Source organism: Ravibacter arvi (assembly GCF_039540405.1).
Classification (GTDB): domain Bacteria; phylum Bacteroidota; class Bacteroidia; order Cytophagales; family Spirosomataceae; genus Ravibacter; species Ravibacter arvi.
In genome coordinates this window covers 22,360-36,594 of record NZ_BAABEY010000014.1, presented here as the reverse complement: position 1 = coordinate 36,594, position 14,235 = coordinate 22,360, and the positions used below count along the sequence as shown (strand labels likewise).

Sequence of the window (14,235 nt, the reverse complement as noted above, 5' to 3'; positions counted from 1 at the left end):
ACGCACTTCTTCGTATAACTTTGCTGAGACAACTGTCTTGGAAAGACCCCGCGCCATTTCTTACTTTTGTCCAAAACAACCAACACCCCACTTCACAATAGTCAAACCAAAATGTTTCTCAAATGAACAGCAAAATTTTACTCACAAGGGTGAAGTTGCTTTCGCTTTTGATTTTCGGGCTTTGCTTCGTTAATCCGGATCTTTATGCGCAAGTAACCACATCGTCACTGACAGGGTCTGTCCGCGATGACAAAGAGGCGCTCATCGGCGCCACCGTTCTGGCGGTTCATGAACCGTCCGGCACACAGTACGGAACAACAGTAACCAACGACGGCAGCTTTTCACTCAATAACATGCGGGTAGGCGGTCCCTACAAAGTCACCGTCAGTTTTGTAGGATACAGTCCGAAAGTATACACAGACATTGTTCTGAAGCTGGGCGAAGCCTATGTACTTCACGCTGTGATGGAGTCGGGCCAAACCGCGCTTTCCGAAATCGTTGTTACCGCCGCAGCAGGGGTTGACGCCGATAAAACCGGCGCCACTACCAATATCGGCAAAAACCAGATACAGGCGCTGCCGACCATTTCCAGGAGCATTACCGATTTCACGCGCCTCACACCGCAGTCCAACGGCAATTCATTCGGTGGCCGGGACGGCCGCTACAACAACGTACAGATTGACGGTGCGAATTTCAACAACGGGTTCGGCCTGAATGACGACCCGCTTCCGGGGGGCGGTGGTCTCTCCATTGACGCCATTGAGGAAATCCAGGTAAATATCGCACCATTTGACGTACGCCAGGGCGGTTTCACGGGAGCCGGGATCAATGCCGTCACCCGCAGCGGTACCAACCAGTTTGTCGGCTCCGCCTACCACTTTTTCAGAAGCGAAGGCCTTATCGGCAGGAAGATAAACGGAGAAACCATCAGCAATCTCCAGGAAAGCTCTACCAAAACCTATGGCTTCAGACTGGGCGGGCCACTGATCAAAAACAAGCTCTTTTTCTTCGTCAACGCCGAGCAAATCAACGCGGCCGGTCCTGAAGCCGGCTCTGTCAACCTTTGGAAAGCCTCTGAAGACGGCATTTCCGACCCGGCAGCGAATATCACGCGGGTCATGAGAAGCGACATCGAAGCAGTCCGGAACCACCTGATCAAACAGTGGGGCTACGACCCGGGCTCATACGAAGGTTATGCCAACGGCAAATCGTCGACGAAATCAATCCTCGCCCGCATTGACTGGAATATCAGCAAGAACCACAAACTCGCTGTCCGGTTCAACAATACCGAAAACGAAAGGCCCTACCTCGTGAATGCAGCTTCCGGGGCGCGGCCGCGCAGCCCGGAAGGGACTTTCAGCCGCGTAAGCGAAAACTCCATGGCATTTTCCAAAACCATGTATAACAATGCCAGCAAGGTAAGGTCATTTGCCGCCGAGTTGAACAGCTCGTTCGGAAACCGTATCTCCAACCAGTTCCTGGCTACCTATAGCAAGATCGAAAGCGGTAGGACCTCGCCGAGTGAAGAATTTCCTTTCATTGACATCGGCGACGGCATCGGCTCGGTCGAGAAGGGGTCTTATTTCAACTATATTTCAGCAGGATATGAATTGTTTACCTATAACAACAAGGTCCTGAATGACAACTACAGCTTCTTCAACAATACCAGCATTTCGCTCGGCAAGCACAACCTGTTGATCGGTGCCAGCTTTGAATTGCAGAAATTCGCCAACAACTACATGCGCAACGGTACTTCCTATTATCGTTACGCAACGGTCGCCGACTTTCTGACGACGGGTACACCGGAAGAAGTCGCGCCTATCCAGTTCGCATTGACCTACCCTTACGAGGGACAGGAACCCTGGGCCAAAGTAAACTACGCACTTCCCGCTCTGTATGTCCAGGACAATTTTAATGTAACCGACAAACTGAGCCTTACGCTTGGTCTCCGTGCCGAAGTTCCCATGTTCGTCAATGACCTGGTAGCCAACCAGAATGTAGATGCCCTGGAATTGCTCGGGACAAACGGCGCCGTCAAGCAATACCGTACCGGCGAGTGGCCGCAAACCCGCGTGATGCTATCGCCGAGGGTTGGGTTCCGCTACGATGTTCTTGGTGACCGTTCCCTGCTGCTTCGCGGGGGCGGCGGAATTTTTGCCGGTCGCGTACCGTTTGTCTGGCTCACCAACATGCCTACCAACACCGGGATGATTCAAAACCAGATTGAACCCGGCGGTTACGGTGAGGTAGCCGGCTGGATCAACGATATCCGTTTCAACCCCGACAAGCTGCATTGGTTCAAAAATGCGCCGGCAGGTGCTCAGAATGTGTTTATCAAAAACTCCGCGGGCGGTATTCCCGGCACGCTGGCAATGGTGGACAACAATTTCAAGATGCCGCAAATTCTCCGCGTCAGCATTGGTGTTGACAAGAAACTCGGCAGCTCGCCCTTCACGTTGGTTGCAGACGCCTTGTATACCAAGGATCTCCAGGCCGTTTACCAGTTCGGCCCGAACCGCAAATCAAGCGCAGCAAAAATGTATGACGGCCGGGAATACTATGCCAACACCGACGCCTACACCTACAATTCCAAAATCGGCGGCAATTCGGGGATGGTATTGGCCAATACAACGCTGGGGAATTCATTTAACCTGAGCGCCGGTGTCAATATGGCCCCAAGGAACGGGATCTTCGGATCATTGTTTTACAGCTACACCAAAGCGCTCACCACTACCGATAATTCCGGTTCCAATGCTTCTTCCGCCTGGGGCGCCACGCCGCAGCGCAACAACCCGAACGACCTCTTCCTGGCCTCAGGGCTGGAAGCCCTTCCGCACCGCATCGTCGGAAGCTTCTCCATCAGGAAAGAGTACCTCAAACACCTTGCGACCACGCTCTCGCTCTTCTATAACGGGACCGTACAAGGACGTATCGGTAATATCGCGCAAGGCAGGTACTCCTTTGTTTATGCGGGCGATGTCAACGGCGATCAGATAGGAAATGACCTGATGTATATCCCACAGGATGCTTCCGAAATCAATTTCGTAGCCAACGGCAACTTCAGCGTTCAGGACCAGATTACGGCCTTCAACCAACTGATGAAGAACTCAGACTACCTGGATAAAAACCGCGGCAAAATAGCAGACCGTAACGGAGCGCTTATGCCCTGGTACCATCGGTTCGATTTCCGCTTGCTACAAGACCTCATGACCAATATTGGCAAGAGCAAAAACTCGCTTCAGCTGAGTTTCGATATCATGAACTTCGGTAATTTCCTCAATTCCAAATGGGGAGTAATGAAGCAGCTGGTCAACAACGCGTCAACGCCTTTGTCGGTAGTGACCCGCGGCGAGAACCCGACTTTCAAAATGAATACCGCCAACATAGACGGCCAAACAGTGCTGCCTACCCAAATGTACCAGGACTACCGCTCGTTCGGAACCACCTGGACCATGCAAATCGGAATAAGGTATAATTTCAACTAGTACAAAACAAAAGTAGGGGCTTGGGCCCCTACTTTTGTTTTGTACTAGTTGAAATCAGGTGTGAGGTGTGAGGGGTGAGGTGTGAGCCAGGCCCGATTTCCGATTTCCATCCCTCACCTCTCACCCTTCACACCTCATCCCTCACCCCTCACACCCCACACCCAAAAAATCACTATTTTGCGCCATGTTAAGCCGAGTAGCAAATTCAATTTACTGGACAAACCGCTACATGGAGCGGGCGGAGAACTATGCGCGTTTTATTTCGGTCAACCTGAATATGCGGCTGGACCTCCCTCCCGACGTGGAGGAGCGCTGGGACCCGCTGCTGGTAGCCACCGCCGATCACAGTTTGTTTTACCGGTATTACGACCATCCGACACGCGATAACGTCGTATACTTCCTGACCTTCGACAAGCAAAACCCCAACTCGATCGCCAGTTGCCTGCAGGCTGCCAGGGAAAACGCCCGTACCATCCGGGAGACCATCAACAATGAGATGTGGGAAAGCGTCAATTCCCTGCATCTGAGGCTGATTGAATTTGCCAAACTACCGTCGCCGGATGTGACCGGCAATGCGAGGCTTTTTTTCGATGACATCAGGAACGGCTGCCTCCTCTTCCAGGGTATCGCAGACGCCACCTTTACCCGTAACGAGGCCTGGCACTTCGGGCAGATCGGCAGGTTTCTTGAACGCGCCGATAAAAGCTCCAGGTTCCTGGACGCCAAGTACTTTACACTGATCCACGGACAAGAACAGACCAACTACCTGCTCGAACTCATTGTAAGCACGGCCGTACTGAAGTCAGTGGGCGCCTATACCATGTTCCGTCAGACCCACAAAGCGCTGAACCGCGCCAACATAGCCACTTTCCTGATCCTGGACAGGCTCTTTCCGAGAACCATCGTGTATTCGCTGTTACAGGCCGAAAACTCGCTCTATGCCGTGGGCGGCAACCGGCCTGTTCCCGACGCCGCCAACACCGCGGAAAACCTGCTCACCCAACTACGCAGCGATGTCGAACATTCGACCCAGGAGGAAATCTTCAAAAATAACCTCCATCACTATTTAGACTGGTTCCAAACCCGGAACAACGAAGTTGACAATGCGATCTTTAACACCTATTTTGACCTTAAACCTGCGGCGGAACAGCTACCCGGAGACCAGGCACAATCGCGGCAGGCATAACTGGCACACCAAAGAATTTACTAAATTCGCACACTGAGTGCTGCCTTGTTAACTCACTTGTGTATGACCTATTGTCTTGGCATTAAGCTCGAATCGGGGCTTGTGGCTATTGCAGATACCCGGCTGACCTCGGGCACGGAAGTTTCTTCAAACAAGAAACTGTCTGTCCACCAGCTGGAACACCACTCTATGTTTATCATGACATCGGGACTGCGTTCAGTGCGCGACAAGGCCATTGCCTATTTCAGGGAAGCGATCGAAGAGAGCGACGCTACCTTTGATAAAATGTACAAGGCAGTCAACGCGCTGGGGCGCCAGGTGCGCCGCGTGGCCGAGGAAGATCTCCGGTCGCTTCAGCAATCGGGGCTCAGCTTCAACCTTCACGCCATCATCGGCGGCCAGCTGGAAAAAGACGATGAGCACAAGCTTTTCCTCCTGTACCCGGAAGGCAATTGGGTTGAAGTGGGCCAGGGCTCACCCTTTATTATTATCGGGAACTCCGGCTATGGGAAGCCGCTTCTTTACCGCAGCCTGGTCTATGACACGCCGATGAGCGAAGCGCTGAAAATCGGGCTGCTTTCGTTTGACTCGACCCGGGTTTCCTGCAACGATGTGGATTACCCGATCGATACCGTTCTCTACAAGAAAAACACTTATCAAATGGTAGAGCATCGGTTTGAAAAAGAGGACGTTGATTATATTGGCAAACAATGGGGCGCGTTATTAAAGAACGCCGTTCAGAAATTGCCGGTAGACTGGATGATCCCTGCATTTGAAAAACTTGAGGCGATCAATGAAGCGCCGCTACAGAACTAACAACGTTATTCCGTACCATTTTTAAATACTAATTTTCTAAAAGTGTCTTTAATTAAGTCAATATCCGGAATCAGAGGTACCATAGGTGGCCCTCCGGGCAATGCTTTGACCCCAGTAGATATCGTTAAATATACCGCCGCCTACGGGATGTGGGTGTTGAAAGGAACCTCCGAAGCGCCTACTGTCGTGATCGGGCGTGACGCCCGCCTTTCGGGTTCCATGTTGACCAGCATAGTGGCCGGTACGCTTCAGGGGCTTGGGATCAACGTTATAGATCTCGGGCTTTCCACGACACCTACCGTGGAAATGGCCGTCACTCATTTCGAAGCGGCCGGAGGGATCATCCTGACCGCCAGTCATAACCCTATTCAATGGAACGCGCTGAAATTGCTCAATAGCCGTGGAGAGTTCTTGTCGGCCGAAGCCGGCGAACAAGTACTTGAATTTGCCGACCAGGAAAACTTCGTTTTTGCCGACGTAAAGAAAATCGGCACTTACCGCCTCGATGATACTTTCCTTGATCAGCATATTGAAGCAATACTGGCTCTTGAACTGGTAGACGCGGAGGCCATCCGCGGGGCCGATTTCAGAATAGCCGTAGATGCCGTCAATTCTACCGGAGGGATAGCCGTGCCTAAACTGCTCGAAGCGCTTGGGGTCGCACCTGAAAACATCACTAAAATCAATTGCGAGCCTACCGGCTATTTCGCCCACAACCCGGAACCGCTTCCGGAACATCTGCATGAAATTTCGAAAACCATAGAACAGGGGAATTTCCATCTCGGGATTGTAGTAGACCCTGATGTGGACCGACTGGCGCTTATCGGTGAAGATGGCACACCTTTCGGAGAAGAATACACCCTCGTGGCCGTAGCCGACTACGTACTGAAACATACGCCCGGCAACACGGTATCCAACCTGTCGTCAACCGGCGCGCTTCGCGATATCACCCAAAAGGCCGGACATACCTATCATGCTTCTGCGGTTGGCGAAGTAAATGTGGTGGAAGCCATGAAGGCCCATCATGCCGTAATCGGCGGCGAAGGAAATGGCGGCGTCATCTATCCTGCGCTTCATTACGGGCGGGATGCGCTGGCCGGAATCGCGCTGTTTCTTACCCACCTTGCCAGGTTCGGCAAGTCGGTCAACGCGCTCCGCAGTACTTATCCTAACTACTATATTTCCAAAAATAAAATAGAGCTTACGCCTGATATCGACGTAGACCTGGTGCTCGCGGCCATCGTGCGAAAGTACGCCAAACAGCCGGTCAATACTGTCGACGGCGTCAGGATTGACTTTGACAAAGATTGGGTGCACCTCCGCAAATCCAATACCGAGCCGATCATCCGCATTTATTCCGAATCTGACTTAATATCAACAGCTAATAATCTTGCCAACAAACTAATTATGGACATAAAAGAAATTTTGTCCGCCCCAAAAGAATAACTTCATCATGAAAGCTTACCTGGACAATGCAGCGACGACTCCACTCGACCCTGAAGTGCTGGAGGCGATGCTGCCCGTATTGCGTGATGTTTACGGAAACCCGTCTTCCATACACGCCAGTGGCCGGCAGGCCCGATCGCTCGTAGAACGCGCGAGAAAAACAGTAGCCGAGCTGCTCGGCGCCTCACCCGCAGAAATTTTCTTTACCTCGGGCGGAACGGAATCCAATAACACCATTCTCTGCGGCGCCATCGAGTCCTATAATCTCAGGCACGTAATCACCTCGCCACTGGAACACCATGCGGTGCTCCACACCCTCGAAAACCTCCGAAATAACGGCAAAATCCGTCTTTCTTACCTGACGGTAAACGAATCCGGAGACATTTCGCAAGATGAGCTGGAAGCCCTTCTGGCCGGTAATGATCGTACCCTGGTTTCACTCATGCACGGCAACAACGAAATCGGGAATCTGAACGATATCCAGGCTATCGGCAGTCTTTGCGCTGCACATGGTGCCCTCTTCCATTCCGACACCGTTCAGACCATGGGCCACTTCCGGCACAATGTTCAAAACCTGGACGTCAATTTCATGGTAGGCGCCGCCCATAAATTTCACGGCCCCAAGGGAATCGGCTTCTTTTACCAGAAAGCGGGTACCAGGATCCAGCCCTTTATCCACGGCGGGGCCCAGGAGCGCAACATGCGCGGGGGAACGGAAAACGTTTACGGTATTGTCGGGCTTGCCAAAGCGCTTGAAATCGCCTATCGCGATATGGCCACCCATGAACATGCCATACGCTCCCTGAAAATGCACATGAAATCCATGCTGGAAGAACGGATAGAAGGCGTGCTTTTCAACGGGCGGTCGGCCGACCCCGACAGAAGCCTGTACACTGTGTTGAACGTTTCGCTACCTATGTCGGAAATAAGCGATATGCTGCTGTTCAACCTGGACATTGCCGGTATATGCGCCTCCGGCGGCAGCGCCTGCGCCAGCGGAACAGACATTGGCTCGCACGTGCTGCAGGCAATACAAGCCACTTCGGAAAGGCCGAGCGTGCGCTTCTCTTTTGGCAAATATTCTACCACCGAAGAGGTAGAATATGCGGTGGAAGTCCTGGAGGGACTATTCCGGAAAAACCCGCGCGCCCTCGAGAAATCAGCCTGAACATACTCCGGTAACACTGGGGTCTTTTACGCATACAAACGTAATTTTCACTTAACAAACAGGTAATATTCGAACTCTAGTTTTGTGTCAGCAATAATAATACTGACACCAAAACATGAGATTCCCATTATTTTTACTCCTGGCAATTCTGCTGTCCGCAGGCGCTGTTTCTGCCCAATACAGTGCCATCAGAGGAAAAGTCCTTGACGAAGGTTCGTCCGAGGGCGTCATCGGCGCGAGTGTTTTAATCGAAGGAACGAGTCACGGTATCGCCACCGATCTGGAGGGCGGTTTTCAATTGGCAAATGTTTTGCCGGGTAATTATACGCTGATCGTTTCGTCGGTAGGCTACCAGTCTCAAAAGGTCCTCGACGTAAAGGTTCAGAGCGACCAGGCGGTTACACTTGAAATCAAGCTGAAGGAAACCGTTGAAATGATGGAGGCCGTTGTGGTAAGGGCAGCCCGTACCACCAACACCCAGAATGCCGTTGTTTCCGAAATCCGCAACGCCGCACAGGTAGTCAGCGGGGTATCGCAGCAACAAATAAAAATCTCCCAGGACCGGGATGCCGCCCAGGTCATGAGCCGGATCCCGGGAGTAACGGTAGTTGACGGCCGTTTTGTGATGGTCCGGGGAATTCCGGAGCGTTACAACCAGGTAATGCTGAACAATGCCATCGCGCCGAGCACCGAAATCGACCGGCGCACGTTTTCTTTCGACCTGATCCCGAGCAGCGTCCTGGACAGGATGCTGGTTTACAAATCAGGAGCCGCGGAAAACCCGGGTGACTTTGCAGGCGGACTGATCAAGGTATTTACCAATAATGCCGCCGAAGACAACTTCCTCTCGGTAACCGTTTCCGGCGGATACCGCGCGGGAACCACCATGCACCCCTTCCTTCAATCGAAAGGGTCAAAAACAGATTTCCTGGGCTTTGACAACGGCTTCCGCAAACTGCCGTCTGCATTCCCCTCCACCAACCTCCGCGATCTGCCGAACAGCTCGCCTGTCAGAACGCAGGCGGCGCATTCGCTCCGGAACAACTTCGTTGCCAACCAAACCAACGCGAGTCCCGACCTTGGCGTAGGACTTTCATTTGGCCGTTTCTGGCAGCTCGGCAGTGCCCGCCTGAGCACGCTTACTTCTGTTAACCTGTCGCAGTCCTTCCAGACTTCTCAAAGAGAGTTTTACCGCTACCTGGAACAAAGCGACCTCTCGGTCCCGGTGGAAAAACGGTTTGCCTACATCGACAGCTACTATGAGAAAGAGAACAAATTAGGCATTCTGAGCAACTGGAACCTCAACCTGAACGCCTATAACAAAATAGCTTTCAAAAACCTGTTCAACCAGATCGGCGAAAACCTCACCATCATCAGGGCAGGAGAAGATTTTATTCAGCAGGCCGGTCTTCCACGTAAGAATTACCTTTACGAATACCGCAGCAGGTCTATCTATAGCGGTCAGCTCGAAGGTACGCACCTTTTCCCGGCCGGTTCCAGCAGTATTAACTGGGTATTGGGCCTGAACTACCTCGCCGAAAACCAGCCCGATCTGCGCCGGTTCCGTACCATCAGGAATGCCCCGGCAGGTATGGAGGTAGACGGCAACGAGTACCGCATGGTGACGCCGCCCAGCTCCAATCTTTATGATACCGGCCGCTATTTCGGAAAACTAAGCGAGATCGGCGGAAGCCACGGCCTGAACTACGAGAAAAAAATCGGCGGAACCGAAGCAAAAGCAATTAAGCTGAAAGCCGGCTACCTGGTTGATTACCGTTCACGCGATTTCAGCACCCGCTACTTCAGCTACCTTATTCCGGGGACTGTTCCCGTTGAGCAACAGGAAAAATTGGTAAACCTCCCGTTGAACCAGATTTTCTCAAACGCGAATGTTACCGACCAGAATGGGTTCCGGATTGAGGAAGGTACCCGCGCGAGCGACAGCTATACCGCCTCCAACTTCATGGGCGCAGCCTATGCCGGCATCACATTGCCCCTCAATGCGCTCAATCTCTCGGCTGGTGTGCGTGGCGAATACAACGCATTGCAGCTAAAATCATCCAGCGAAACCGGAAGCCCGGTCAATGTGGACAATACGAAATTTTCCCCGCTCGGCTTCCTCAATGCCGACTATGAGCTCAATAAAAGCCACAAGGTACGGTTTGCCTACAACCGCACGCTCAACCGGCCGGAGTTCCGTGAAATTGCGCCGTTCCTTTTCTACGACTACGAATTTGATTCGGAGCGCATCGGGAATCCCAACCTGAAAGTTGCCAGCATTGACAATTTTGACCTGAGGTATGAATTCTACCCGCGGGAAGGCGAAGTCATCAGCCTGGGAGGATTTTACAAACACTTTACCAACCCTATCGAAACCCTGATCCTGATCAGGTCAGAATCTCCCGGGTTCTCTTACCAAAACGCTGGTAAAGCCTACAACTACGGAGCAGAGCTCGAAGTAAGAAAATCCCTGGAAGGAATAACCGGAAGCGCATTTCTGAACAGGCTGAGTGCAAACCTCAATGCGTCGCTGATCTATTCGAGGGTTGACTACGGAAAAAATGCGAGTGCGGGCCAGGAGCAAAAAAGGGCGCTTCAGGGACAATCACCCTACATTGTAAATGCAATTGTCAACTACCTTGATGAAGACACCGGCTGGCAAATCGGTGCGTCCTACAACATATTCGGGAAAAGAATCTTTGCTGTAGGAAGCAGCATGTTCCCGACGATCTACGAATTGCCCCGGCATTCAGTCGACCTCACCGTCTCCAAAAATTTCCGCAACAACCTGAGCCTGAAAGCAGGGATCCAGGATTTGCTGAACATGCGATACAAATTTTACCAGGACACCGACCGCAACGCCAAAATTGAAAGCGGCCGTGATCACCCGATTTTCAATTACCGGCGGGGATCGCTTGTCAATATCTCTCTTACGTATACCATCAAATAAACATAATTCATTTAGTTAATCAAGACCACTTCTTATGAAGACGAATCTATTGAGTGCCTGGATGTTAGCTGGCTTGGTATTTTTCTCCGGCTGTAAAAAGGACGATCCGGAACCTACTCCGGAACCCGGCAGTTCTTATGTTGTACTGAAAGGAGACCTTTCGTCGCAGACACTCAGCGCTGACAAGAAATACTTGCTCGAAGGAATTGTTTACGTACGGACCGGTCAGACGCTGACCATTCAACCGGGCACGGTCATTGCCGGCGAGAAAAAATCCAAAGGCACGCTCGTAGTTGACCGCGGCGGAAAAATCGTCGCAAAAGGTACAAGCGATAAGCCTATCGTGTTTACTTCCAACCAGGCAGTCGGTGATCGCGATCGTGGCGACTGGGGTGGATTGATACTTCTTGGAAACGCAAAAGTCAACATCGAATCTCCTACTATAGAAGGTCTCTCCAGCAACGTAACTTACGGCGGTAACGACGACAACGATTCATCAGGCGAGCTGCAGTTTGTGCGCGTTGAATTCGCAGGGATTGAGCTGACGCCCAACAACGAAACCAACGGGATTACACTGGGCGGTGTAGGCCGCGGCACAAAATTCGAGAACATACAGGTAAGCTATGGCGGTGACGACGGAATCGAATGGTTCGGTGGCAGCGTAAATGGAAAATACCTGGTGGTTTTCGGCACGTGGGACGACTGCTTTGACATAGACAACGGCTTCTCCGGGAACCTGCAGTTCGGTCTCGGCATCAGCTATCCGAGCTACGCCGACCAGTCGGACTCCAACGGCTTTGAGTGGGATACAGACGGCCAGAACAACCTTGAGCGCGCCAAGACAACGGTTACGGTTTCGAACTTTACGATTCTCGGGCCTTCACTTGACGGGAATTCTTTCTCCGGCAACTTCAAATACGGTACCGACCTGAGAAGAAACGTAGCAGCCTCGCTTTACAATTCGGTAGTAGTAGGTTTCCCGACTGCTATCCGTCTCAACCAGAGCTCGGTTTTCCCGAACTACAAAGCGGGTACCGGTCAGTTCGCCAACAACGTTTACTACGCAAAAACGGCCACAATCGCTTCCGGATCAAACGTAACTGCCGAAGAAATAGCGAAGTACCTGAAAGACAACGACAATGTGGTCGAGGCTTCCACCGATTTCCAGACTGCTGCTGCTTACCAGGCATTGGGGCTTAAAACCGATCAGTTCTTCGGCAAACGCCTGAATACCGACTACCCGGCTCACCCTGATTTTTCTCTGACAACCGGTACGCTGGCAGCCGGAGCAAAATTTGACTATGCTCGTTTCAGTGAAGAAAACCGTGCGAATCAATTCGACAAAACTGTGAAGTTCCGCGGAGCTTTCGGTGCTACCGACTGGACCAAAGGATGGACCAACTTCGATCCGATCAAGATCGAATATTAAGATTTCATAAGACCGGACCACACATCGTCTGCCCTCGGGGCGGGCGGTGTGTGAAACCGGCACCAACTGACACCATTGACATAAGACATGAACTTCAGAAATCTGTTGCTCCTGTGCTGGCTCTTTTCTCTGGCTGCCTGCACCGACAACAACTATCAGCCGTCAGCTCATCTTTCGGCATCGGAACAAAATGAATTTAAAGCAAGCATTATCAGGTATATAGCGCCCCTGCCGAAGAAAGGGAATCACTCAACAAAATTTGAACCGGTCTTTGACCAACATTATCAAAAGCAGACCGGGCTTTTCCGGCTGGACAAATACTACCCCTCTGCCGACGGTTACATTTATTTTGAAGTCAGCCGGATGGCGCCCAGCTTCCAGGTGAAGAGGGTAGCCACAGCAGGACGGCTGAAACGTGATAAAAACGGGAAAATACACGCCTACGAGGAGGTGTACCGCACCTGGAAAATGGATGAGGAAACGCTCGCCAGGAGAACAAAAAAGCTGTTCGACAGCTTTTTGAACCATGAAGATCTTTCGCCCTACGAAACGGCAAATTCCGAAGAGGAGTTTATCGAATTCCCTGACGGGCAGATAAAATATGATAAAAACCGGCGTATGTGGGCAGGAAATTTCCTGGAGGATTCCCTAAGCGCTTTAAGATAACAAATGGGGCTTAACAACCCTGTAATTGGTGTCAGAACGAAAAGGCCGGATGCAGTGCGTTCGGTTTTTTTTTAATATCCTGGTTTCCCGCTGTCCCATCCACACGATTAGTTTCTTTCCTCTCATTGCTTTACTACCTTTAGAACTAAGCTTTCCAAAAGAATGAACCGTCGAAACGCAATCACCGCTCTTGCAGCGGGATTAGGAAGCAGCTCCATTATCCGTACCGATATGAAAGATCAGTCTAAAAAGCCACTGTTTCGCTACTCCCTTAACATGAGCACGATTGCGGGCCAGAAGCTGGGTTTTCGGAAAGAGCTCGAAATAGCAGCCAAGGCCGGGTTTTCCGCTGTTGAAATCTGGATCAGCAGCCTTCAGACTTACCTCAAAGCCGGAAATACGGCGCAGCAAACCGCACGGATGATCGCCGACCTGGGGCTCACCGTGGAAAACGCGATCGGCTTTGCCCAATGGGTGGTTAACGACGACGCCAAACGCAAGGCCAGCATGAGTCAAATGCAGGAGGAAATGGATCTCCTCAGGGAGGTCGGCTGCAGAAGGGTGGCATGCCCGCCCATAGGTGCAACAGAAGGTGAGCTGGACCTGAAAGCGGCGGCAGAACGTTACGCCCGCCTGTTGGAAATGGGCAAAAAAACAGGCGTTCACCCTCAGCTGGAACTCTGGGGTTTTTCCAGGAATCTATCCACGCTGAGCGACGTGATGTACGTAGCAATAGCCTCCGGCGACCCGGATGCGCGCCTGTTGCTCGATGTTTACCACCTCTACAAGGGAGGCTCTGGGCATGAGCTCCTTTCTTTTGTAGGAAAACCTTTGATCGAAATATTCCACATGAACGACTACCCGGCATCTCCAGAGCGGGCCAAAATTGTGGATGCCGACCGCGTGTTTACGGGCGACGGCATTGCGCCGATCACCAAGGTGCTGGAAGCGATAAAAAAACCGGGGGAAACCGTCGTATTGTCACTGGAGCTGTTCAATAAAACTTACTACGCCCAGGATGCTTTACAGGTAGCTAAAACCGGCCTGCAAAAAATGAAGGCGCTGGCCGACAAAATCGTTTGACCGCCG

General features: G+C 51.8%; 9 protein-coding genes. All 9 read left to right on the top strand.

Annotated features, from left to right (window positions below):
* Positions 1-122: 122 nt before the first annotated feature.
* The 9 genes from ABD852_RS06960 (at position 123) to ABD852_RS06920 (ending at position 14,229) form a co-directional block, all read left to right on the top strand.
* Positions 123-3,485, top strand: a complete 3,363-nt coding sequence (locus ABD852_RS06960) for a TonB-dependent receptor (protein ID WP_345027507.1) — start codon at positions 123-125, stop codon at positions 3,483-3,485.
* Between the two features lie 184 nt (positions 3,486-3,669).
* Complete coding sequence (locus ABD852_RS06955) at positions 3,670-4,671, top strand: alpha-E domain-containing protein (protein WP_345027506.1); 1,002 nt, start codon at positions 3,670-3,672, stop codon at positions 4,669-4,671.
* A 63-nt stretch (positions 4,672-4,734) separates the two neighbouring features.
* Positions 4,735-5,487 (top strand): proteasome-type protease, encoded by a 753-nt coding sequence (locus tag ABD852_RS06950; RefSeq protein WP_345027505.1) that lies wholly within the window; start codon positions 4,735-4,737, stop codon positions 5,485-5,487.
* Positions 5,488-5,529: 42 nt separating this feature from the next.
* Positions 5,530-6,933 (top strand): phosphoglucosamine mutase, encoded by a 1,404-nt coding sequence (gene glmM, locus ABD852_RS06945; RefSeq protein ID WP_345027504.1) that lies wholly within the window; start codon positions 5,530-5,532, stop codon positions 6,931-6,933.
* Between the two features lie 7 nt (positions 6,934-6,940).
* On the top strand, positions 6,941-8,101 hold the full coding sequence (locus tag ABD852_RS06940; RefSeq protein WP_345027503.1) for a cysteine desulfurase family protein: 1,161 nt from the start codon (positions 6,941-6,943) through the stop codon (positions 8,099-8,101).
* Between the two features lie 115 nt (positions 8,102-8,216).
* Positions 8,217-11,051, top strand: coding sequence for a TonB-dependent receptor (locus ABD852_RS06935; RefSeq protein ID WP_345027502.1), 2,835 nt, complete (start codon positions 8,217-8,219; stop codon positions 11,049-11,051).
* A gap of 34 nt (positions 11,052-11,085) precedes the next feature.
* Positions 11,086-12,480, top strand: coding sequence for a hypothetical protein (locus tag ABD852_RS06930; RefSeq protein WP_345027501.1), 1,395 nt, complete (start codon positions 11,086-11,088; stop codon positions 12,478-12,480).
* Positions 12,481-12,567: 87 nt separating this feature from the next.
* A complete protein-coding gene (locus ABD852_RS06925) occupies positions 12,568-13,146 on the top strand; it encodes a hypothetical protein (RefSeq protein ID WP_345027500.1) in 579 nt (192 codons plus the stop codon).
* Positions 13,147-13,308: 162 nt separating this feature from the next.
* A complete protein-coding gene (locus ABD852_RS06920; protein ID WP_345027499.1) occupies positions 13,309-14,229 on the top strand; it encodes a sugar phosphate isomerase/epimerase family protein in 921 nt (306 codons plus the stop codon).
* Positions 14,230-14,235: the final 6 nt, after the last annotated feature.